Genomic DNA, 21,056 nt, shown 5'->3' on the forward strand with positions numbered 1-21,056 from the left:
GTTATCCCACGTCCCCGCCGATATTCACCACGTTCGACGCATGAGCCCGATATTCCTCGCACACGTGGCCGTGTTCGCGGCCGCCGCGGTCGCGTGCGTCGCGGCCGTGCCGCGGGCCCTGCGGATACGAGACGCCGAGACGCGGGAGGGGTTCGTCGCGCTCCTGATCGCGGTGACCCTCTGGGCCGGCGGTTACGTCGGGTACCTCGTTGCGCCCGGCGCGGCGGCAAAAGTCGGGTTCTACATCGTCGGGTTCGTCTTCGCGCTGGTGGCGGTGGGGACGTGGCTCTACTTCTGTGCCGCCTACACGGGGCGGTCGCCGCGACGCGCGCCGTACCGGCAGGCCGCGCTCAGCGTCTTCGCCGCGACGGCCCTCCTGAAGGTCACGAACCCGCTCCACGGGCTCTACTTCACGACGGCGTGGCGGACGGAGCCGTTCCCCCATCTGGCGATCCAACACGGCCCCCTCTACTGGGCGGTGCTCGGCCTGTCGTACGCCCTCATCGCCGTCGGCTTCTTCATGCTCCTCGAGCAGTTCTACTACACGGGCACCGACAGCCGGCCGCTGATCGGGCTCGTCGCCCTCACCGGGATCCCGACAGTCGCAACCGTCTTCGGCGCCACGTCCTCGCGACTCCTCCCGCTGATGTACGAGCCGCCGGGCGTCGCGCTGTTCGCGCTCGGGACGCTGTTCGTCTACTTCCGCCGGTTCGAGGCGATCCAGTTCGCCGCCGAGAGCGACGCCGCCGCGATCTTCGTGGACCGGGCCGGCCGTGTCCGCGATTTCAACCGGGCCGCTCGGGACCTGTTCCCGGAGCTGCGCGACGCGGTCGGCGACCCCCTGGAGTCGGTCCTGCCGAATCTCGCGGCGGACGGAGAGGAGGACGGGCTCGTCCGCGTCGGCAAGGGGGAAGCCCAGCGGTTCTATCGGGTCACTCGGAACGCGTTCACCTCCGGCGGGGCGATGGGCGGCGAGCTGCTCGCGATCGACGATGTGACCGACCGAGAGACGTACCGAATTCGCTTAGAGGAGCGGACCGAACAGCTCGAGGCCCTGAACCGCGTGGTGCGTCACGACATCCGTAACGACATGGCGGTGGTCCACGGCTGGGCCGAGACGCTCCGGGACCACGTCGACGACGACGGCCGGGACGCGCTCGAACGCGTGTTGCGAAAGTCGAAACACGTCATCGAACTCACCGAGATCGCCCGCGACTTCGTCGACTCGCTCGCCGCCGACGTCTCGCCGGAGACGAAGCCGATCGGTCTCGGCGAACTGCTCCACGGCGAGGTCCGGGCGGCGCGCGACTCGTTCCCCGAGGCGACCTTCGTCGTCGACGGCGACCTCCCGTCGGTCACGGTCCGCGCCAACGAGCTGCTGACCTCCGTGTTCCGGAACCTGTTGAACAACGCCGTCCAGCACAACGACACCGAGACGCCCACGGTGACCGTCGGGATGGAGGCCACGGCGGACCGCGTTCGGGTCCGCGTCGCCGACGACGGCCCCGGTGTCCCGGACGAGGTCCGACCGAACCTCTTCGGGAAGGGCCAGAAGGGAATCGACAGCTCCGGGTCGGGGATCGGCCTCTACCTCGTCTCGATCCTGACGGCGCAGTTCGGCGGCGACGTCTGGGTCGAGGACAACGAGCCGCGCGGCGCCGTCTTCGTCGTCGACCTCCCGAGGGCGGACGGCGACACGCCGGCGGATTCCACCGTCGACGCCACCGACGACGCCGCCGCCGAAGCCCACTCGACCGCCGCACCGGATCGGGAACGCTAACCAAGAGAGAGCCGCGAGAACCGCGCCCGATGCCGTTCCCGTCGCAAGCCACAACTCGCAGCCCGCCGTAGGACGCACATGTCGACTGACGCCGGCGTTGACGTCACCCTCGTTCGCAACGCCACGGTCCTCGCGACCGTGGACGAGACGACCTTCCTCGTCGATCCGCTGTTCGCGCCGCAGGGCGCGCTACCCCCGATAGATAACACCCCGAACGACCGGAACAACCCGCTCGTCCCGATGCCTGACGTCGATCTCACGCACGACGCGGTGGTCGTCACCCACCGCCACCCGGACCACTTCGACGACGCGGCGAAAGCGGAGCTCGACGCGGATGTGCCCCTGTTCTGCCAGCCGGCCGAGGCGGACGCGTTCGTCGAGGATGGGTTCACCGACGTGCGGCCGGTCGAGGAGACAGCGTCGTTCGACGGCGTCACGCTCCACCGGACGCCCGGCCGTCACGGACACGGGGAACTGGCCGAGCGGATGGGCCCCGTCTCCGGGTTCGTCTTCGAGGGCGAGGAGACGCTGTATCTCGCCGGCGACACGGTCTGGTACGAGCCCGTCGCGGAGACGCTGGACCGGTTCGACCCCGACGCGGTCGTCCTCAACGGCGGCGCGGCGCGGTTCAACCAAGGCGAGCCGATTACGATGGGCGTTGACGACGTCGCGGCCGTGCGCGAGGCAACCGACGCGGCCGTCGCCGTGGTTCACATGGAGGCGATCAACCACTGTCTGCTCTCGCGAGAGGAGCTCAGAGCGGAGACGGAGGGCGTACTGGTTCCCGAAGACGGCGAGCGGATCGACTTGTGAACGCGCCACGTAGCCGAAGGCGACGAATCCCGGAGGCATTCGATAGCGGGCACGACCGGGAGGATCGCTGTGAAACGCGTCCGCTCGATTGTCTCTCCCGAGTCACTCGGTGAGTTCCTGCCAGAGCCCGAGCTGTCGCAGCGTGTCGGCATCGTCTTCCACGAACCACCCCTCGGCGAGTTGACCGTCCTCGATTCGGTACATCGACATCACGCGAATTTCGATCGCTTCTCCGGTCGGAGGAACGCCGTGCATGTCGCCCTCGTGGGTGCCGGTGAAGGTCATCCGGACGACCACCGTGTCTCCCTCGGCGACCATCTCCTCGATCTCGAGATGTGAATCGGGGAACGCGTCGGTATCGACGGTCGCGGAGACGACCCGATTCACTCCACTGACGTCCCGGCCTCCTTGGCCGTGTATGACCGCGTCGTCAGCGATAAGCTCTGTGAGCCGCTCCGCGTCACCGTCGTTTATCGCCTCCACTCCCTCCCGCACGAGCTGTTTCCGCTCTTCGAGCGTGTCGTCCGACATCTCGTTGGGGACGTACACGTGACAGATGTTTATTGTTACTATTCCGAAATTTCCACCAATCGTCGAGAGCCTAATAGACTCGACATTGGGTCGACGCTATCGGAGAGACATCCGTGGGGAACTAGTCGCTCCGCTCGCGTTCGCCCGCGTCTCCCTGCTTCGATTCTCTGCGGGGCCTCGCGGCTCGCGGTGTTGCTCGCCGCGAGAAGGTCCGGGTGCGAGAATCGAACCCGAGCGAGACTTGCTCCGCTCGTCTCGCGTGATTCAATCTCGCCTTCCGGCCTTGTCACTCCTCCTTACAGTCGTCGTGAAAAGGTCCGGGTGCGAGAATCGAACCCGCGTCTCAGCCTCCACAAGGCTGAAGGATAGTCCACTACCCTAACCCGGACACGCGTCGCAAAGTACCCCGCTTCGGTAAATAACGGTTACGACTCCCGGACGGGCGTGGCATCGAATGCCGTCCGGGACAGTGCGCCCGCGCGGGCCGCTGCTCGCTTCTCCGATCACCGCGTCGCTTTTGAGGGCGGCTGGTCTATCAAGGTGTAACTGTGGCCTTCACCGACAAGATCTACGTGAAAAATCACCGGCAGCTCGCCTCGCAGCTGGAGGCGAACATCCCGAAGGGGGCGTTCGCCGGCGCCACCCTCGATCTGCTGTTCACCGGCGACGGCCTCTCGAAGCTCGACGAGACGACCCGCGACCGCGTCCTCGACTTCGCCGAGGACTTCCTCGACTGCGACTGCGACTCGAACCCCTACTGCGGCTGTCCCGAGGAGAAGTTCATGCGCTACGTCCTCGAACTGCGCGCCGAGGGGCTCGGCCCGCAGGCCATCGTCGACGTGATGACCGACGATTACATGGTGTACGCGTACACCGGCGACGTGCTCTCCTTCCTCGACGACGCGGTGCGGAATCTGGAGGCCGTCGAGACGCTCGCGGACGTCGACGGCAACAGCGAGATGTCCGAGCGGGCGCGGAAGGCAAAGCGAGAGCTCTCAGGATAGCGACTGGAAGGGGTCGCCGCGGTCGCTCGTCGACCCCTGATCGACGACCGCGCTCCCTGTTCACCGACGCCGCTGCCCGGGTCAGTCGTTGTCCGGCGAGGCGACTCCGGACCCGATCTCTTCGACGGGAGCGTCCTCCTCGGTTAGATTCCCGTCGCGCCAGGTGTCGCGTTTAAACCAGAGGTACGCGACGACGCCGCCGACGACGTTTGAGATGGGGAAGGCGATCCACAGCCCCATCGCGCCGAGCGAGCCGGCGGCGACCCACGCGACCGGCAGGCGGACGAAGCCGAGCGTGACGAGCGAGATGACGGCCGCGATCATCGTGTGACCCGCGCCGCGGAAGCCGCCGGTGTACGCGCGCATGACGCCGATAAACCCGAAGGAGAGGCCGCTCACGCGGAGGAACGTCGTCGCGTGGTCGACGACTGCCGGATCGGGGGAGAAGACGGCGGCGATCGGCCGCGCGGCGAGGACGATGATCCCGCCGCCGAGCGTGAGCAGGACGAGCATGGCGCGCGCGCCGAAGTGGTTCGTCTCGGCGGCGCGGTCCAGCTCCTCCGCGCCGATGTTCTGTCCCGTCATCGTCTCGATCCCCTGCGAGACGGCGAGCGCCGGCAGGAAGATCACGGAGAAGATCCGCGTGCCGATGCCGTACGCCCCGCTGACCGCGTTCGGGAAGTTCGCGACCACGACGAGGAGCGCGGTGATCGACACCGACCGGGCCGCGCCCTCGGCGGAGGCCGGCAGGCCGATACCGAGAACGGTCTTGCCGAACTCGAGGTCCGGGACCATCTCCGAGAGCCGGATCTGAACCCCTCGGTCGCCGCAGAACATGATCTGGAGCCCGACAAGGAGCGCGAGTGCCCGTGAGCCCACGGTCGCGATCGCGGCGCCGGCGATCCCCCAGCCGGTGAATCCCGTCGCGTCGAGCGCCGCGGCCTCCAGCCCACTGAGTCCGAGGAAGCCGAACAGGGGGTTCGCGTCGAAGCCGAAGATGAAGATCGGGTCGAGAAGGATGTTGAGGACCACCGAGCCGGCCATGACGTACATCGGGGTCACCGTGTCGCCGTAGCCACGCATCAGCGCCATGAACACCGCGAAGCCGAAGACGGCGAACAGGCCGACGGCGTAGACGCGCATATACTCGACGACGAGCGGCGCGACCGTCTCGTTCACGCCGAGCAGCGCGGTGACGTCGTCGACGAAGACGTAGCCCAGCACGCCCAGCACGACGGAGATGACGGCCGCGTACGCCATCGTCTGCGAGGCGGCGTAGGCGGCGCGGTCCGGGTTGCCGGCCCCGGTGTGTTGAGCGACGAGGACGCTCCCTGCGACGGAGACGCCGAGCGCCAGCGAGATCATCAGGAAGACGATCGGGAACGCGAACGTGATCGCCGACAGCGCCTCGGTGCTGTATCGGCCGAGCCAGAAGGTGTCGGCTAGGTTGTACAACACCTGAAAGAGGTTCTGGACGACGATCGGCAAAGAGAGGAAGAACAGCGGCCACCCGATGTCGCCCGAGGTGAGGTCCAGCTCGTCGGCCCCCTTAAATAGCGAGTCGATCGAGTCGCGGAGCCCCATCAGCGGATCGCCTCCGAGAGGCTCGCGGCGTCGCGGTCGTGGAAGCGGCCGTACGCGGCGTCGCCTTGGGGGAGGGAACTGTGCGCGGCGTCGGGGATCGGTCGATCCGTGTCGTCCATTCGGTACCTACCGAAACTGACTGACTGGTCAGTCAAAAACGTTCGGAAGCCGGCGGCCCGCGGCGCCCGCTTCCCGCGGGCGAAGAGCGGCCGAACGGTCTAAGTACGCGCGCGCCCGAAATCGGCCAATGAGTCTTCGGCCCGCGTGGCTAACGTTCAGGCGATACGCGGCGGCGACGACGGGGATGACGCTCGTCCTCTTCTCGCTCGGCGTCTACACCGCGGCGACCGGCTCCGGGCTGGCGTGTCAGGCCCAGTGGCCGCTGTGTTCCGACCAGCTCATCCCGACGCTGACGATCAATCCCGACTTCATCGAGTGGTTCCACCGGGCGTGGGCGATGATCACCGGCTTCCTCATCATCGGCGTCGCGGGGTGGACGTGGTTCGGATCGGGGTTCGAGCGCCGGACGAAGCTGGCGGCGACGCTGGCGGTCGCAATCTTACCGCTCCAGATCACCGTCGGCGCGATCACCGTCACCCTCGGCGGGCTCGTCCCCGGCGGATACACGGTGTCGACCCACGCCGCGCACCTGATCGTGGCGCTGACCATCTTCACGCTGCTCGGGTTGGCGACGATCTGGGGCGGCGGCCGTGGGAACTCGCGGCTGCTCCGCACGGCCGCGGGGATCGCGGTCGCGGGCATCGTCGCCAGCGCGGTCTTCTCGCGGGCGGTGCCGTTCCTCACCTACGCGCCGCCCGCACAGGCCGCCTTTTATATCACCGGGCTCGCCGGGCACCTCGGGCTCGTCGCGACGGTCGCGTACGCGACGGAGGCGGTCCGAGGGGGATACGACGGCCTCGACGCCGGCACCGCCGCCACCGTGCGCGCGCTCGCCGCCGGATCGATGACCGCGCTCGTCGGGACCCTGCTGCTCGGCCGCGACCTCGTGTTGTACACCACGACGTGGCAGCAGATCAACCTCGTCGCGCTGGGGGTCGCGGTCGCGCTCGCGGCGGGCGCGGCGTGGACGCTCCGCGGGACGGGAGGGATGCGCGACGGTTCGGTCCCGATCGGCGGCGACTGACCGGCGTCGCGCCGTCGGATTTTTGTTAACCACCTTGGCAGGGTCGGTGTCGGACCGTCAGAGGCGGGGTGAACCTGCCCGAGGGAGGAAAGGTTGAAATCGTTCCCCGTACTCGCACAGGTATGACACGCCGCACCCAAGCCGACGTGAGCCGTCGGACGTACCTGAAGCTGACCGGCGGATCGGCCGCGGTCGGACTGACCGGCGTCGCCGGCTGTCTCGGCGAGAGCGGGGGCAGCATGACGATCACGCCCGGAACCGCGCCCGGATTCCCGCCGTTTGAAATGCGGGAGGACGGCGAGCTGGTCGGGTTCGACATCGACCTGCTCGAGGCGGTCGTCGAAGAGACCGACTACGAGCTCGGCGAGTGGGCCACGTTCGACTTCGACGGGCTCATTCCCGCGCTCACGCAGAACGAGGAGATCGACGTCATCGCGGCGGCGATGACGATCAGCGAGGAGCGGCAGGAGACGATCGCCTTCTCGGACCCCTACTGGGAGTCCGACCAGGCGATCCTCGTGCGCGAGGGCGGTGACTTCCAGCCGTCGGGATGGGCGGATTTCGAGGGCACGCGCGTTGGCGCGCAGTCGGGGACGACCGGCGCCGACGAGGTGGAGTCGAACCTCGTCAGCGAGGAGATCATCTCGGAGGACAGCTTCTCGACGTACGACAGCTACGTCCTCGCGGTCGAGGACCTCTCGAACGGGAACATCGACGCGGTCGTCGTCGACAACCCCGTCGCGGAGACGTTCGCCGCGAACCGCGACGTGACGATCGCGTTCGTCGAGGAGACGGGCGAGCAGTTCGGCTTCGGGATCCGACAGAACGAGTCCGAGTTCCAGTCCGCGCTCAACGACGGGCTGGCGACCGTCCAAGACGACGGGACGTACCAGGAGATAACCAACACCTGGTTCGGGCAGGAGTAGGATGTCGGTCGCGGGGCCCCTCGCGCTCGACGCGTCCGATAGCCTCGGCGCTCTCGCGTCGAGTGCCGCCTCCGGCGAGACGCCGCTGACGGCCGACGTCGTCGGGTCCGCGATCGGGTCGTTCGACTGGTGGCTGGTCGGCGATCCCGCCGACTGGTGGTTCGTCGTTCGGAACGTCGACTACCTGGCCGGCGGCGTCCTGCTGACGGTCGGGCTCACCGTCGCGTCGATCCTGCTCGGGTTCCTCGTCGGCTTCCCCGCCGGCGCGGTGGAGGTGTACGGCGAGGGGCTCCCGAAGCGGCTCGTGAGCACCGTCGGCGTCGTCCTCCGCGGAACGCCGATCGTCGTCATCCTCCTCGTGATGTACTTCGTGATCGGTATCCCGCAGGTGAACACCGGCGTCGGGTCGATCTCACCGGCGGTCTCGGCGGGCATCTTGGGACTGGGGCTGCGGAGCGCGGCGTACCAGTCGCAGATATTCCGAGCATCCCTGTCGAGCGTCGACGACGGCCAGCTGGAGGCGGGCCGATCCGTCGGGCTCTCGAAGTTCGAAGCGATCCGGTACGTCGTCGTGCCGCAGGCGCTTCGGCGGTCGATCCCGGGGTTCCAAAACGAGTTCACCATCGTGTTGAAGGACACGAGCATCGTCTTCGCGATCGGGCTCGCGGAGCTTCTCACCCGCGGGTACGACCTGTTCACGCAGGAGACGACCGCGGTCCTCGAAGTCATCCTGTTCATCAGTGGTATCTACTTCGTCCTCACGTTCACGACGAACCGTGCGCTCGATTACCTCGGCACGCACTACGCGATCCCGGAGGGGGAGTCGGCGTGACTGACAGCGACTTCCTCCGGGTGAGCGACGTCTCGAAGTGGTACGGCGACGAGCAGGTGCTCGACGAGGTCTCCTTCGAGATGGACCGGGGCGACGTGACCGTGCTGATCGGCCCGTCCGGCTCCGGGAAGTCGACATTGCTGCGCTGCGTCAATCGGCTCGCGGAGGCCCAGGAGGGCTCGATCACCCTCGACGGCGAGGAGGTGCTCTCGCCCGAGACCGACGTCAACAAGCTCCGTCGGGAGGTCGGCATGGTGTTCCAGAGCTTCAACCTGTTCGCGCACCTGAGCGCGGTCGGAAACGTCGCGCTCGGACCCCGTCGCGTCCTCGGGCTCTCCGAGGACGAGGCCCGCGAACGGGCCGCGGCGCAGCTGGAGCGCGTCGGCCTCGGCGACCAGTTCGACTCGTACCCGGCGGAGCTGTCCGGCGGCCAACAGCAGCGCGTGGGGATCGCCCGCGCGCTGGCGATGGAGCCGAAGCTCATGCTGTTCGACGAGCCGACGAGCGCGCTCGACCCCGAGCTCATCGGCGAGGTGTTGGAGGTGATGCGCGCTCTGATCGACGAGGGGATGACGATGCTCGTCGTCACCCACGAGATGAGCTTCGCGCGGGCGGTCGCCGACGAGGTCGTGTTCTTAGACGACGGCCGGGTCGTCGAGCGCGGCCCGCCGGAGCAGCTGTTCGAACAGCCCGAGAAAGAGCGGACCGGCCGCTTCCTCGAACGCATCGCGAGCCACGAGTGATGGCGGGGGCGACGCGACCGCAGACGGTGGGCGAGCGCGTGGCCGACGCGGACCCGTCCGCGGGGAGGGTCCTCCTCGTCGCCGCCGGCGCGCTGTTCTGGGGCTGGCTCGTCGTCAGCTGGGTCAACCGATGGCTCGGCGGCGTGATCGCCCCGGTCGGCGAGCCGTTCGTCTCGCCGGACGCCGTCGAGAGCGCGTTCGCCGCGGTGCCGGGGCTCGCCGCGGTGGCGGCCGACGCCGCGTTCGTGGTCGAACTCACGCCCGTCCTCGCCGAGGGGACGTGGCTCACCGTGGTCATCACCGGCGTGAGTCTCGTCTGCGGCTTCTTCATCGCCGTGCCGCTGGCTGTCGCGCGGGTGTACGGCCGCGCCTCGGCGTGGCTCTCGCTGGGATACACCGAGCTGTTGCGCGGCACGCCCCTGCTCGCGCAGCTGTTCGTCCTCTACTACGGGCTGAATCTCGCGGCGGCCGTGCCGGCGGCGCTGTCGGGGGTGTTTCCGCGCGACGTGGTGTGGGTCGCAATCTTAGGGTTCACGCTGAACGGGGCCGCCTACCAGGCCGAATACATCCGTGGCGCGGTCGAGAGCGTCGACGAGGGGCAGATCACCGCGGGGAGAGCGATCGGCCTCTCGAAGATCGAGTCGATCTACTACGTGGTGCTCCCGCAGGCGCTCCGGTACGCGATCCCCTCGTGGACGAACGAGTTCGTCTACCTGATCAAGTACTCGTCGCTCGCGGGCTTCATCACGGTCCCGGAGCTGTACTACCGGGCCAATCAGGTCGCGACCGACACCTTCCGGTACACGGCCGTCTTCCTCCTGCTCGGCGCGATGTACCTCGCGCTGGTGCTCACGGCGTCGAAGTTCATGGAGCGCGTCGACGCCCGGGTCGCGATCCCCGGGCTCGGCGCGAACCGGGAGCGGTGACGGTCACCCCTCGAACTCGGTGACGACCTCGACCCCCTTCACCTCGTACTCGTCCATCGCGGCGAGCCGGTCCGAGACGTCCGACAGCGACAGCTCACGGGCGACCAATTCACCGGGATCGATCCCCGTCGCCTCGATCAGCGCGAACAGGTCCGGATAGCTCGTCGGCGGCATCCCGCGCGAGCCGACAAAGGAGATCTCCCACCGGGTCATCCAGTCCGTCGGCAGCGACACCTCGCCGCGCTCGGCGTCCGTCGTGAGCCCGACCTGAACGTGCGTGCCCCGCGGCCGCAGCGACCGGACGGAGTTGCGGCAGGTCTCCGCGATCCCCAGAGCGTCGAGCGAGACGTCGGCGCCGCCGTCGGTGAGGGCGCGGATCCGCTCGGGGACCGAACTCTTCTCCGGCAGTGACTCCGGATTCACGGTCTCGGCCGCGCCGAACTCGGCCGCGAGCGCGAGTGCGTCGTCGTCGACGTCGACCGCGATCACGCGCGCGCCGAGCGCCGCCGCGATCTGGACCGCGGAGAGCCCGACGCCGCCGCAACCGTGGACGGCGACGGCGTCGCCCCCGCCGACGGTCGTCCGCTCGGCGAGGGCGTGGTAGGCCGTCATGTACCGACAGCCGAGCGCCGCGGCCGCGGTCGCGCCGAGCCACTCGGGACGCTCGACGAGGTTGTAGTCGGCGGCCGGAACGGCCACTCGCTCCGCGAACGCGCCCGGCGCGGCGGCCTCGAACCCCAGCGCGCGCCCGTCCTCGCAGACGTTGCCGGCCCCGCGGCGGCAGTGTGGGCAGGTGCCGTCGCCGAGCGAGAAGGGGACGACCACGCGGTCCCCCGAGCGGAACCGGTCGACCTCGTCGCCGACCGCGACCACCTCGCCGGCCGGCTCGTGGCCGAGGACCTGCCCGCGCGGGACGCGGTCGTCCGCCCACTCGCCGTGGCCCGCCCACGCGTGCCAGTCGCTGCGGCAGACGCCGCAGGCGTCGACGCGGACGACGGCGCCGTCGGGGGCCGGCTCGGGGTCGGGAAGTTCTCGGACCGCAAGCGGCTCGCCGTACTCCCGGAGGATCGCAGCGCGCATACGCCGATCCATCAGCGGGCGCGACAAAGGTCTCTCGGCGGCCTTGTCCGCGCGACGATTATTTCGCGTTTTTTCGACTTGATCTCAGAGTCAGACAAGTGATAGGCGAGTAAGGTTTATGCCGGCCGAGTAGCCTCGTTGACACGTGTCGCGAGCGATGGAACGGCGCCCCGGGATCGCCTACCGCCGCCCCGAGGGGGATCCCTCTCGGTTCGTGATCGAGGCGGCCGACGAGCCGCGGCTCGACGCGCCGGAGCGGCCGGAGGGCGGCTGGCTCGACTGTGTCGCCGGCGAGGACCGCGACCGGCTCCGCGAGGCGCTCGACGACGACCCCGTCGACGTCGTGTATCGGGTCGCTGCCGACGGGGAGCCGCGGTGGGTCCACGAGCGAGGGCGAGTGACGGACGACGGCGACGTGGTGGGGTACCTCTTTCTGGCGGACGAACGCGTTCAGCGCCGACGGCGACTGGAGCAACAGCGGGAGCGGTTAGAGGAGTTCGCGAGCGTCGTCTCGCACGACCTCCGGAACCCCCTCTCCGTCGCAGTCGGGAACATCGAACTGGCCGCCGAACTCGACGAGGACGCGTCGGCCGAGCGATTGGACCGAGCCCTCGACGCGCTCGACCGGATGGACGACCTCATCGGCGAACTGCTGACGCTGGCGCGGGAGGGGGAGACGGTCCAGTCCGCCGAGCCGACGGACCTGCGGTCGGTCGTCGAGAGCGCGTGGGAGACCATCGGTGAGCGCGCGGACGCCGCCCTCGTCGTCGACGACCCGCTCGGGACGGTGCCGTGCGACGCCGACAGGCTCCGGCAGGCCCTCGAGAACCTCTTCCGGAACGCCCTCGAACACGGGACGCCGGAGGACGTCGACGCCCTCCCCGGCTCGGACCCGGCCGGGAGCGGGTCCGGAGACCGCGTCGCGTCCGGCACGTTCTCGACGCGCGAAGAGTCGCCGGGAGAGTGCGCCGCGGGAGACGCCGCGGTCCGCGTCCGCGTCGGCCGGACGGACGACGGGTTCTACGTCGCGGACGACGGCCCGGGGATCGACCCGGACCAGCGGGAGGCCGTCTTCGAGCCGGGGCACACGACCGCCCCCGGCGGCACCGGCTTCGGACTGGCGATAGTCGAGCGGATCGCGGAGGCCCACGGCTGGACGGTCTCGGCGGCCCGGAGCCGGGACGGCGGTGCTCGGTTCGAGTTCGTCTGCGACGAGCCGATCGAAACCGCGGAGCCGGCGGAAGGCGAGGCGAGTCCGACTCGCGGCGTCTGACCGCCCCAGCCGGAACGCTCGTCCTGTACTGCGTCACAGCCCGACAAACGGGGTGCCGGACGGAGCGCCGTCCGAAGAGAAGGGGCCGACCGCGACCGCTAGGGACGCACCGCGCCGCGCGACCGGAAGCGAGTCACATGAAGTCGTTCAATCCGGCCTGATCGTCGCCCGCGTCGTCGTCGCCCGCGGCCGCGTCGTCGGTGTCTTGATCGTCCGCGGGGTCGTCGCGGCCAGTCTCGGCGGAGTCCGCTTCGGAGCCGTCCGCGGCGGAACCCTCGGCGGCGGCGTCCGCGTCGCCCGCGTCGTCACCGCGGTCCGGGCCGTCGAACGCGAAGGCGCCGTCGGCGTGCTCCTCGATCAGCTCATCGCGCCGGGCCCGCGCGTCCTCGACGATCGAGGCCACCTTGTTCGTCGACTCGCCGGAGCCGGTAACGAAGGCGACGCCTTCCTCGTCGAGGTCGTAGGCCGCCGCCATCGCGACAGTCAGCTCGCGGGGTTTACAGTGGTGGGTGATGGCCTCGAGGAACGGCAACACCTCGCGTCGGGCGGTCGCGACGCTACAGCCGCTCGCGGCCGCGATCTTGCCGACCACCTCGTCCGCGGTCGCGTCCGACGACGACCAGAACTGCGGGCGGCCGTACCGCGTCCACCCGCCCTTCTCGCCGTCGCGGGCGGCCGCGACGCCCGCGGCCGCGTTGTCGGTCGCGTAGCGCCAGTAGGAGTAGTTCTGCGTGGCGCGCACGCGGCCGAGCCACACGTCCGCGTTCGCGAGGAAGTCGTACGCACGGACCGCCTCCGCCGGCTCGTACACGTCGAGGAGGTTGTTCTCGATCCACCGCGAGAGGTCGTCTGGCGTCTCGTCGACGGCGTACGCCGACTGGAGCGCCTCCTCGGCGGACTCCTCTTTGAGGACCGCGTCGAGGAATGGGAACAGCCCCAGCGCCTTGTCGCGGTCGCCGGTGACCACGTCCTCGACCGTGATCGAGTCACGTCCCTGCGTCGCGGCTTGGAGGTCGTTTATCGCGCCGCGGAGGTCGCCGCGGTTCCCCTCTGCGATCTGCTGGAGGGCGTCGGACTCGAACTCGATCCCCTCCTTGCGGCAGACGTCGCGGAGGACCGGGACGATGGAGCGCGCGGAGACGTCGCGGAACTCGATCTCCTGGGTCGCGTTCCGGAGCCCGCGCGACATGTCGTAGAAGTCGTTGGCGATGAGCACGATGGGCTGGCCCGACTCCTTCACCAGCTTCGTGATCGCGCTCGCGCCGCCGCGGTCGTAGTTGCCGTGGATGTTGTCGGCCTCGTCTAAGATGACGAGCTGGCGCGAGGCGGTGTCGCCGCCGGCCGCGCCGCCGCCGGCCGCGCTCCCGCCGAGGGTGGCGTTGCGCGCGGCCCGCCCCGCGAAGCGCTCGATGACGTCGGCGGTGCGCTGGTCGGAGGCGTTGAGCTCGACGGTCTCCCACCCCATGTCGTTCGCGAGCGCGTGCGCCGCGCTCGTCTTCCCGACGCCCGGGCTCCCGTGGAGGACGACCGCCTCGCGGTGGTCGTCCCACGAGCGGGCCCACTCCGCGAACGCGTCGCGGGCCTTGTCGTTGCCGCGCACCTCCGAGAGCGTGCTCGGGCGGTACTTCTCCGTCCAGTCGGCCATTACCGGAGCAAGGAGCGAGCCGCGTTTAGTGGTTGCGGAGCGGTGCCCGAGGTGATCGCGCGATCCAGACACCCGACGCTACTTCCCCGAACCGACGTTCGAGTTGGGGGTTTCGAGACGATGTCTCGAGTAGGCGGGGCTACGCGCTCAATTTTCGGCGCTGATATTCGTCCCATTAAGTACATAAGTCCGGTCCGCATCTTTATTTATAACCAGCAACCGATCGGAACGGACCTGCGGGCCACTCACCCATGGCACACGAGGCTCTCAGTTCCCGTTCCGCGGTGAACCGCTGGGTTCAATCATGAAACCACGCACCCAATCCAACACGGACGACCGCGCGGTGAGCCCCGTTATCGGGGTCATCCTGATGGTCGCGATCACAGTCATCCTGGCGGCCGTCATCGGGACGTTCGTCCTCGGACTCGGCGATCAGTTAGGCGACACCGCGCCGCAGGCGAGCTTCGAGATCGACGGCGAGAATGGGTCGGTCATCAACGTAACCAAAACCGGCGGTCAGTCGATCGAAGGATCGGATCTCGTGGTCTCGGTCGATGGCCAGAGGGGAGGCGACTTCGGAAGTGGTGACTGGCAAAGTGGAGAACAGAGAAATGCCAGTATTTCAGGAATCAGTCTCCCGAGCGAAGAGGCTACGGTTCGGATCATCCACGACCCGAGCGGAAGTGCGATCTTCGAGGACACGTGGGACTTTAGCTAATCGCATAGCCCGGTTATCATCGCTGTTGTATTTTTATTTTTGTTGAACACTAGCATTCAATAGCGTCGGTGTTGAACTGCTCGTTCGTGCTAGTCGATATCGAACTCGTTGAGCGCGAAGACCGCGATATCGAGTTCGGTCGCGTGGAAATCTACTGGTCAATCACGAGGTGGGGCCGCCTGTATTTGAGCGAGGGAGTCGATCCCGGACTCGACGTTCCTGAGCCGGGTCCGCGGCCGCCTCATGCTACGCGACCGGGAGAGTGAGCAGGGTTCTGAAAATTTAACCACTAATCAATATCTACAACTTGTTGTTTGTCGTGTAGTGGTAAACCTCGGACAAATCTACCTGTTTCATCGGGGTCGCAGATATATCACCGCTGACCGCAGCTAATTCATCAGGCTTGCTGGGATCTTCATATACCGTCAATTCATGACTTGCTTCATCATTATTTTCAACTCGTTCGTATCTTACTTTGTCCTCTTCACCAATTTGGTATACAATATCTGGGGATTCATCTACTGAATCACTCATTCCATGAATGTATAGATCGTTGCTGAATGGCGCGCTTGCCCTTATGAAGTCTTTTGGATCGTCTCCGTTATCCTTGAAATTTCCGTGAAGTGAGTTCAGCACTGCCTTGCTACGTTGGTCCCATAGTTTCTCCAAATCTCTAAACCATCCTACTAATTCAGACGAACCTGTTTCAGACTCTGAAACATACAGGTTAGTTCTGAACAGGCCGGTGAATAATACCTCAACCGGATTAGGAAGATCATATCCATCGTTATGATCAAATGATTTAATAAAAAGATCCCGTAGGTCGCTTTTGATGTACTTTTGAAAAAGCGTCTTTTTACGCATTCCAGGTCCGTAATCAAAGTATTTGAGATGGTGTGACACCATTTCACGAATGAATATTATGTCGTTAGTTAGTGGTGTCAAATACCGCAATGGACGATTTTTATCAATTCCTTCGCCACTCTTCCATTCATCCATTGATTCTTTCCAACGCCGGTGTACTCGGGAAACGCTTGTTGCTAGTTGACTGTGATTCTTACCACGTTCATCATACAATGGGTGTCCAAATTCATTAACATCAAGAGATTTTAATAATCGGAAGAACTGGTAGGCGTTAATCGCATTATCAACCGCATGTGGGTCACCTTCATGCCAGTTTACAATGGTATCGTTTAGTAACTCAGACTTGTACTGATCGTAATAACCTAGGAAGTTCGCTTCCGACCGCTCCTGAAGTTGGTTGTTGTTATTTCTGGCGTCAGCGATTTTGCTGATTTCTTGACGCCGAGATGTACTTTTCGAATCAATACCGTTCAGTTCAATGACTTCAACATGGACCACTGCCCTCGGGTGATCACCATGATCCTGAATAGCTAACAGCGTATGGCCACCATTACAGATGCCTTCACCTTCTCCGAAGCGAAAGTGAGCAGTTCCTTCAGCCTCATCACTGGCTATTCCTCCGTCAACATCGACCTCAGAGGCTAGCATTACAATACCATTATTACGGTTGACAAAATCCTCAGGATCGTTCTGAAGTGTATCCCGCATTGCGCCTACTTGTGCATTTCTCTCAGGATGGCGTGGATTGGCATCAAGAGGGAACTGAATTGGTTTTTGACCTACTTTTTTACACTGGAAATAGAAATGGTGGATGGTATACTTACCTCCGTACCCTCCAAAGTCAGCTTCTTCGTGGGCTAGGTACGGCATCTGAACATCATCAAGAGGCGCCGATTGGGCGTCAATAGGAGATGTGCCTGATGATTCAGCCATGATATTCAGTGGTTCGTAGGTAATAGGTATAATTGTGAGGCTACGAGATTTGATATATCCGGTTTGATTTATACCCGTAGGGTACGAGGGTAATAGTGAGAATGATTGACGGTTTTGAGGTTCTTAATTACCGTTCAGTACTTGGAAAGGGGCCTCAGGGAGAAAATAAGCCGGCCCGTCTAGAACTTGAAGAAGACATTACAACCCTAATCGGGAAGAATGAAGCTGGAAAGTCAAATATACTTAGTGCTATCAACCTTCTTGGAGACCAATATCCAATTTCCGGAGACGATTTAAGTTCTTACGAAACCTATAATGGTCCGCTTCGATCGGTTGAAGTCTTACGCTGTAGACTTGATCCAAGAGTACTCAGCGCTAACGCAGAGGATATTAAACCGATTCCTTGGCTTCTAGGCCCGCATTGGAAAGACGATCTAGATGGATTTCCAGTCCGCATTCCAATTAATAAGACACCACCATTAGTTGATAATAGCGTAGCGATAACGCACGAAGATCAATCTGTAGCTAATAAACAATCAAAACAAACTAATCCTTCTGCTATAGGTCAGGCGCTAGCGAGAAAGAATATTGAACTTGTTCATTATGCCAGCGGTGATCTTGCTGTAGATATCGTTCAACAGGATGGAACAAGTATTGACATATCTACTCATCAATCTCGCCCTAATTTAGAACTTCCAATGGAAATAGATAGTTTTCTTGTTGAACGCCATCGGGAACACCTCCATCTGTGCTGGTGGTTCATTCAAAATGTTGCCGAGGTTTCCGAGCTAAATCCGGAAGTTGATGAAATTGACTCAATTAACCCTGCCGATATCAATGATATTAGTGAAGCTCATCATGCTGTTAAAAGACAGCTTGAGAGTATTTCTACAGCTTTTGACAATGCGACACCTATCGAAGAACCAGATCTTGACTCCAATGATGAAGTCACGTATGAACCGCCAGAAGTATCCGAAATTCAACAAGGTGCTGATGGTCTTCTTCGAACACTCAGCAACGTATTCAACCCCTCAGATCCATTAGCTGATCTGCCAAATATCATAGACCAGTCACAAATAGAACTCGCTAAATCTGAATATAATTTACGAGAATCGCGTAGTAATTTAGCACTTCAAGGGCTACTTGCTCTCGATAATATTGAAATCACAAACTACTCTTCTTATGATTCGTCCGATCTGCGAACATCTCTGGATAACGCCGTTGATCGGCTCTCTGACTATTTAAATAAATTTTGGGAGTTTGATCCTGTGGAGGGTGTGAGTGGGGGAACAATCGATCCTGATGAAACTGAAAGATATGAATTCTCTTACGAACTAGATGGAGAGATATTACGAATAAGGTTGTCTGAAGAGGATGGCCCACCGATTCCTCTTGAGCAGAGGAGTGATGGAATGCGTTGGATCATAACCTTTCTACTCAAAATTTTAGCACAACCTTACGATCAATCGGAAGGCCGCCAAACGCTAGTTATTTTGGATGATCCAGGAATTCATCTACATCCGGAGGCAGAAAAACAATTATTTTCCGCATTCTTCTACATAACTACCCAAGCACAGATAGTATATTCTACACATTCACCGGCTCTTATTGATTCGAAAGAGATGGCGCGGCTTCGAATCATCAAGAGAAATACTACCCGACAAGAGGACGATCCGATAGGGACTACAGTTGCTAATAACTTCAGTACCTCACAAAGCCGGTTAGTTAGAACGTCTGCTTGCTGTGAATGTGACCAAACACCAGCAGCAAGCAGACAGTGAACTCCACGAAGACCAACTCCTTAACTTCCTCGTCAACCAGCTTGACGAGGAAGTTACTCTGAATCTCGCCAACAACGCTGAAATCGATACAGAGGACATCCACGAGGTCCTCGTCGGCGCAACCGCCGACGGGACCTCGATCTCGACGCTCTGCAACTCCAGTCAAGACTCCCCATCGGCGAACACGATCCTCTATCACCTCAGGACGAAGTTCGAGCCGGAACGGCTCGAACGAGTCGCAAACACCCTTCTTCGACGAAATATCGTTGAACTGCTCCCCGAGCAGGTGGAGGTCTGCGCAGACCTCCACCTGCGGCCCTACTACGGTAATGAAGACGACACGCAGAGCCTCTATCACTCGGAAGCCAAGCGTGGAACCACCGCGTTCCACGCCTACGCCACACTCTACGCGCGTGTGAAGAACAAACGCTACACGCTGGCGGTACGCCGTCTCGAAGACGGCGATACCGCCAGCAGCGTCCTCGCTGAGTTCTTCGGTGTCCTCGACGGCCTTGACACCGAGGTCAAGGCCGTCTATCTTGATCGCGGATTCTACGACAGCAAGTGCCTCACGCTGCTTCAAGCGCATAACTACGCGTACGTGATCCCGATCATTCGGTGGGGGAAGACGATTCAGCAAGAGCTCTCGAAAGGGTGGAGCCGTGTCATCAACCATGATCTGACAGGGAAACTCGACGGTCACAGCTGGACCGTCGAGTTTCCCGTCTACATCGACTGTACGTACCTAAACGGGAAGTACGACGAGAACGGTGTGGCGCGTCACGGCTACGCCGCTGACGCGCCGTTTATTGAGACACCACGCGACGCTCGATACCACTACTCGAAACGCTTCGGTATCGAGTCGAGCTATCGCTTGTCTGAGCAAGCGATAGCGAAAACAACGACGCGAGACGCGACGGTGAGACTGCTGTTCGTTGTGGTGAGTCTGCTGTTACAGAACGCGTGGCGGTATCTCCACTACGAATACGTGGCGACGCCCCGCCGAGGCGGGCGTCGCCTCTGGTGGTGGCCGTACAAGGAGTTCGTGAATATGATTCGACGGGCTGCGTGGACGGCCCTGGCAGTGCGTCGGGCCGTCCCCGCGAATCGACCACCAGACGACCGGTTCCACCGGTAGTCACCGACCGAGTACGGCGTCTCGTGAGTGGCAACGCTGTCGCGTCGGCGGCAGCCGCCGCCGACAGCGACTGCTCTCCGTCGATTCGTCGGAGATTCTCTCGTCAAGACCACCAGCACAACCGTTCCACCACGGAACTCAGGCTTCAGAAACAGCTAGCCGAGGATGCTTTGTGAGGTACTGAACTTGGATAAGGCAAAGACTGATGGAGAACAGGTTGACCCATTAGCCACCGCACGAGAAGCGGTTGGTTGGACTCTTTCAGATTCCTTATTTATGGGTGAAACTACAATTCTTGTTGAAGGCTCCAGCGACAAACGTTATCTGAACCTGTTCAATTCGTTCTTCATGCATACCGGGAGGTCTTATATCGAAGATGATCCGAAGTTTATTGATTCAAAAGGTCTCCAGCTTCCTTTCCTTTCACGAATTCTTACCTCTGAAGACGTAACACACGTTGCTCTAATGGATGATGACACAAACGATAGAGATTTTGAGCCAGATCTTGAAAACCGAACAGTTAGATATGACGATGTCACTGCCCTGAGTGATATAGAGCATGATGCCGAGATTGAGGATCTTTTTGATAGAGAATTATTCATCAGAGCCGCTTCGGACGTACATGATGAGTTGGATGTGGAACGTATCCTGGACACCCCTTATGATAGAGTTCCGTGCGGTGTCGTAGACTATATTGAAAACTTCCTGTTAGACACAGATACCGATGAGTTGATGAAAGGAAAGATCTCCAAGAACATCAAAGCCAGATTGGCTACAGAACTCAGGGAAAATCCAGAAGAGTATGAGGAAACCATCGAGAGGTTTGAAGCAGTTATAGAGGAACTCAAAACTACGTTTGATGAGCTAGATGGGGAGTGAAAATAAAATTCAGGCCTGTGCTAAACACTAAGACTTTTCTTCCTCATCATTGTCACTTTTCTATGGACAAACAGGAGACAGTAAATACAGTTCTCAAAAAGACTGCTGAGATCGAAGATACTCAGTTCGAACACGTTTGTAAGCTTGTTTTGGAGACTGTTGAAAATCCAGCCAGTAGTGAGATAACTCCCGAAGGCGGAGATGGTGGTATTGACATACTGGGACATGTGGGTACTGAAATATATCAATGCGATTTTGGAATTGAAGTTAAGCAACACTCTGACAAAATATCTGCGCCAGTCGTTCGCAAACTTAGTGGTGCTCTGAACCGCTATGGGTGTGGATTCGGTGCTGTGATGACAAACTCAAGCTTCACTGATCCAGCCATGAACGAGGCCCGTGAGTCAGATGGGCCTCCAATTGAACTAATCAATGGGAATGAACCATTCGTCTTTAGCTAAG

General features: G+C 62.5%; 19 protein-coding genes and 1 tRNA gene. 14 read left to right on the forward strand and 6 right to left on the reverse strand.

Annotation, left to right across the window (positions count from 1 at the left end; all coding sequences use genetic code 11):
* Positions 1-40 precede the first annotated feature (40 nt).
* On the forward strand, positions 41-1,780 hold the full coding sequence (locus ACOZ35_RS07020; protein ID WP_424015685.1) for a histidine kinase N-terminal 7TM domain-containing protein: 1,740 nt from the start codon (positions 41-43) through the stop codon (positions 1,778-1,780).
* A 78-nt stretch (positions 1,781-1,858) separates the two neighbouring features.
* The gene (locus tag ACOZ35_RS07025) at positions 1,859-2,593 is read left to right on the forward strand and encodes an MBL fold metallo-hydrolase (protein WP_424015686.1); all 735 of its coding nucleotides are present in this window, start codon (positions 1,859-1,861) and stop codon (positions 2,591-2,593) included.
* 102 nt (positions 2,594-2,695) lie between these two features.
* Here ACOZ35_RS07025 and ACOZ35_RS07030 read toward each other — a convergent pair whose 3' ends face one another.
* Together ACOZ35_RS07030 and ACOZ35_RS07035 are read right to left on the reverse strand one after the other, a co-directional pair.
* Positions 2,696-3,124: an ester cyclase gene (locus ACOZ35_RS07030; protein WP_424015687.1), complete on the reverse strand. Its 429-nt coding sequence runs from the start codon at positions 3,122-3,124 to the stop codon at positions 2,696-2,698.
* A gap of 315 nt (positions 3,125-3,439) precedes the next feature.
* Positions 3,440-3,512, reverse strand: a tRNA-His gene (locus tag ACOZ35_RS07035).
* A 160-nt stretch (positions 3,513-3,672) separates the two neighbouring features.
* Between ACOZ35_RS07035 and ACOZ35_RS07040 the strand changes: the two genes are divergently transcribed.
* Positions 3,673-4,128 (forward strand): DUF5814 domain-containing protein, encoded by a 456-nt coding sequence (locus ACOZ35_RS07040; RefSeq protein ID WP_424015688.1) that lies wholly within the window; start codon positions 3,673-3,675, stop codon positions 4,126-4,128.
* Between the two features lie 81 nt (positions 4,129-4,209).
* On the opposite strand, the gene ACOZ35_RS07045 is transcribed toward ACOZ35_RS07040, so the two are convergent.
* Entirely contained in the window at positions 4,210-5,712 is a 1,503-nt protein-coding gene (locus tag ACOZ35_RS07045; protein WP_424015689.1) for an MATE family efflux transporter, read from the reverse strand.
* 304 nt (positions 5,713-6,016) lie between these two features.
* On the opposite strand from ACOZ35_RS07045, the gene ACOZ35_RS07050 reads away from it, so the two are divergent.
* The 5 genes from ACOZ35_RS07050 (at position 6,017) to ACOZ35_RS07070 (ending at position 10,283) form a co-directional block, all read left to right on the forward strand.
* Positions 6,017-6,856 (forward strand): COX15/CtaA family protein, encoded by an 840-nt coding sequence (locus ACOZ35_RS07050; protein ID WP_424016046.1) that lies wholly within the window; start codon positions 6,017-6,019, stop codon positions 6,854-6,856.
* Between the two features lie 122 nt (positions 6,857-6,978).
* Positions 6,979-7,782, forward strand: coding sequence for a basic amino acid ABC transporter substrate-binding protein (locus ACOZ35_RS07055; protein ID WP_424015690.1), 804 nt, complete (start codon positions 6,979-6,981; stop codon positions 7,780-7,782).
* Between the two features lies 1 nt (position 7,783).
* Entirely contained in the window at positions 7,784-8,614 is an 831-nt protein-coding gene (locus ACOZ35_RS07060; protein ID WP_424015691.1) for an amino acid ABC transporter permease, read from the forward strand.
* Complete coding sequence (locus tag ACOZ35_RS07065) at positions 8,611-9,357, forward strand: amino acid ABC transporter ATP-binding protein (protein ID WP_424015692.1); 747 nt, start codon at positions 8,611-8,613, stop codon at positions 9,355-9,357. Before ACOZ35_RS07060 ends, ACOZ35_RS07065 begins: the two co-directional genes overlap by 4 nt.
* Positions 9,357-10,283 (forward strand): amino acid ABC transporter permease, encoded by a 927-nt coding sequence (locus ACOZ35_RS07070; protein ID WP_424015693.1) that lies wholly within the window; start codon positions 9,357-9,359, stop codon positions 10,281-10,283. Before ACOZ35_RS07065 ends, ACOZ35_RS07070 begins: the two co-directional genes overlap by 1 nt.
* A gap of 3 nt (positions 10,284-10,286) precedes the next feature.
* Here ACOZ35_RS07070 and ACOZ35_RS07075 read toward each other — a convergent pair whose 3' ends face one another.
* Positions 10,287-11,363: a zinc-dependent alcohol dehydrogenase family protein gene (locus ACOZ35_RS07075; RefSeq protein WP_424015694.1), complete on the reverse strand. Its 1,077-nt coding sequence runs from the start codon at positions 11,361-11,363 to the stop codon at positions 10,287-10,289.
* A 145-nt stretch (positions 11,364-11,508) separates the two neighbouring features.
* Here ACOZ35_RS07075 and ACOZ35_RS07080 point away from each other — a divergent pair, with 145 nt between their 5' ends.
* On the forward strand, positions 11,509-12,636 hold the full coding sequence (locus ACOZ35_RS07080) for a sensor histidine kinase (RefSeq protein WP_424015695.1): 1,128 nt from the start codon (positions 11,509-11,511) through the stop codon (positions 12,634-12,636).
* Positions 12,637-12,769: 133 nt separating this feature from the next.
* On the opposite strand, the gene ACOZ35_RS07085 is transcribed toward ACOZ35_RS07080, so the two are convergent.
* Positions 12,770-14,281 carry a replication factor C large subunit gene (locus ACOZ35_RS07085; RefSeq protein WP_424015696.1) on the reverse strand — a complete coding sequence of 504 codons (1,512 nt, stop codon included), beginning with the start codon at positions 14,279-14,281 and terminating at the stop codon, positions 12,770-12,772.
* Between the two features lie 304 nt (positions 14,282-14,585).
* On the opposite strand from ACOZ35_RS07085, the gene ACOZ35_RS07090 reads away from it, so the two are divergent.
* Positions 14,586-14,999: a type IV pilin gene (locus ACOZ35_RS07090; RefSeq protein WP_424015697.1), complete on the forward strand. Its 414-nt coding sequence runs from the start codon at positions 14,586-14,588 to the stop codon at positions 14,997-14,999.
* A 300-nt stretch (positions 15,000-15,299) separates the two neighbouring features.
* Here the strand turns inward: ACOZ35_RS07090 and ACOZ35_RS07095 are convergent, their stop codons facing one another.
* Positions 15,300-16,796, reverse strand: a complete 1,497-nt coding sequence (locus ACOZ35_RS07095; protein ID WP_424015698.1) for an AIPR family protein — start codon at positions 16,794-16,796, stop codon at positions 15,300-15,302.
* Positions 16,797-16,897: 101 nt separating this feature from the next.
* Between ACOZ35_RS07095 and ACOZ35_RS07100 the strand changes: the two genes are divergently transcribed.
* The 4 genes from ACOZ35_RS07100 to ACOZ35_RS07115 all read left to right on the forward strand — a co-directional run bounded on the left by ACOZ35_RS07100 (position 16,898) and on the right by ACOZ35_RS07115 (position 21,055).
* Positions 16,898-18,577: an AAA family ATPase gene (locus ACOZ35_RS07100; protein WP_424016047.1), complete on the forward strand. Its 1,680-nt coding sequence runs from the start codon at positions 16,898-16,900 to the stop codon at positions 18,575-18,577.
* A complete protein-coding gene (locus ACOZ35_RS07105; protein ID WP_424015699.1) occupies positions 18,546-19,715 on the forward strand; it encodes an ISH3 family transposase in 1,170 nt (389 codons plus the stop codon). Before ACOZ35_RS07100 ends, ACOZ35_RS07105 begins: the two co-directional genes overlap by 32 nt.
* A 186-nt stretch (positions 19,716-19,901) precedes the next feature.
* Positions 19,902-20,594 (forward strand): hypothetical protein, encoded by a 693-nt coding sequence (locus ACOZ35_RS07110; protein WP_424015700.1) that lies wholly within the window; start codon positions 19,902-19,904, stop codon positions 20,592-20,594.
* A 62-nt stretch (positions 20,595-20,656) separates the two neighbouring features.
* The gene (locus ACOZ35_RS07115; protein WP_424015701.1) at positions 20,657-21,055 is read left to right on the forward strand and encodes a restriction endonuclease; all 399 of its coding nucleotides are present in this window, start codon (positions 20,657-20,659) and stop codon (positions 21,053-21,055) included.
* Position 21,056 lies beyond the last annotated feature (1 nt).

This window comes from Halorubrum xinjiangense, assembly GCF_049604745.1.
GTDB classification, from domain to species: domain Archaea; phylum Halobacteriota; class Halobacteria; order Halobacteriales; family Haloferacaceae; genus Halorubrum; species Halorubrum xinjiangense_A.

What these genes read in the sequence shown, in the direction of transcription:
- ACOZ35_RS07070 (WP_424015693.1), top strand. Translation starts at nt 9,357, where the DNA reads ATGGCGGGGGCGACGCGACCGCAGACGGTGGGCGAGCGCGTGGCCGAC.
- ACOZ35_RS07050 (WP_424016046.1), top strand. Translation starts at nt 6,017, where the DNA reads ATGACGCTCGTCCTCTTCTCGCTCGGCGTCTACACCGCGGCGACCGGC.
- ACOZ35_RS07090 (WP_424015697.1), top strand. Translation starts at nt 14,586, where the DNA reads ATGAAACCACGCACCCAATCCAACACGGACGACCGCGCGGTGAGCCCC.
- ACOZ35_RS07020 (WP_424015685.1), top strand. Translation starts at nt 41, where the DNA reads ATGAGCCCGATATTCCTCGCACACGTGGCCGTGTTCGCGGCCGCCGCG.
- ACOZ35_RS07045 (WP_424015689.1), bottom strand. Translation starts at nt 5,712, where the DNA reads ATGGGGCTCCGCGACTCGATCGACTCGCTATTTAAGGGGGCCGACGAG.
- ACOZ35_RS07115 (WP_424015701.1), top strand. Translation starts at nt 20,657, where the DNA reads ATGGACAAACAGGAGACAGTAAATACAGTTCTCAAAAAGACTGCTGAG.
- ACOZ35_RS07075 (WP_424015694.1), bottom strand. Translation starts at nt 11,363, where the DNA reads ATGCGCGCTGCGATCCTCCGGGAGTACGGCGAGCCGCTTGCGGTCCGA.
- ACOZ35_RS07095 (WP_424015698.1), bottom strand. Translation starts at nt 16,796, where the DNA reads ATGGCTGAATCATCAGGCACATCTCCTATTGACGCCCAATCGGCGCCT.
- ACOZ35_RS07025 (WP_424015686.1), top strand. Translation starts at nt 1,859, where the DNA reads ATGTCGACTGACGCCGGCGTTGACGTCACCCTCGTTCGCAACGCCACG.
- ACOZ35_RS07100 (WP_424016047.1), top strand. Translation starts at nt 16,898, where the DNA reads ATGATTGACGGTTTTGAGGTTCTTAATTACCGTTCAGTACTTGGAAAG.
- ACOZ35_RS07085 (WP_424015696.1), bottom strand. Translation starts at nt 14,281, where the DNA reads ATGGCCGACTGGACGGAGAAGTACCGCCCGAGCACGCTCTCGGAGGTG.
- ACOZ35_RS07055 (WP_424015690.1), top strand. Translation starts at nt 6,979, where the DNA reads ATGACACGCCGCACCCAAGCCGACGTGAGCCGTCGGACGTACCTGAAG.
- ACOZ35_RS07030 (WP_424015687.1), bottom strand. Translation starts at nt 3,124, where the DNA reads ATGTCGGACGACACGCTCGAAGAGCGGAAACAGCTCGTGCGGGAGGGA.
- ACOZ35_RS07060 (WP_424015691.1), top strand. Translation starts at nt 7,784, where the DNA reads ATGTCGGTCGCGGGGCCCCTCGCGCTCGACGCGTCCGATAGCCTCGGC.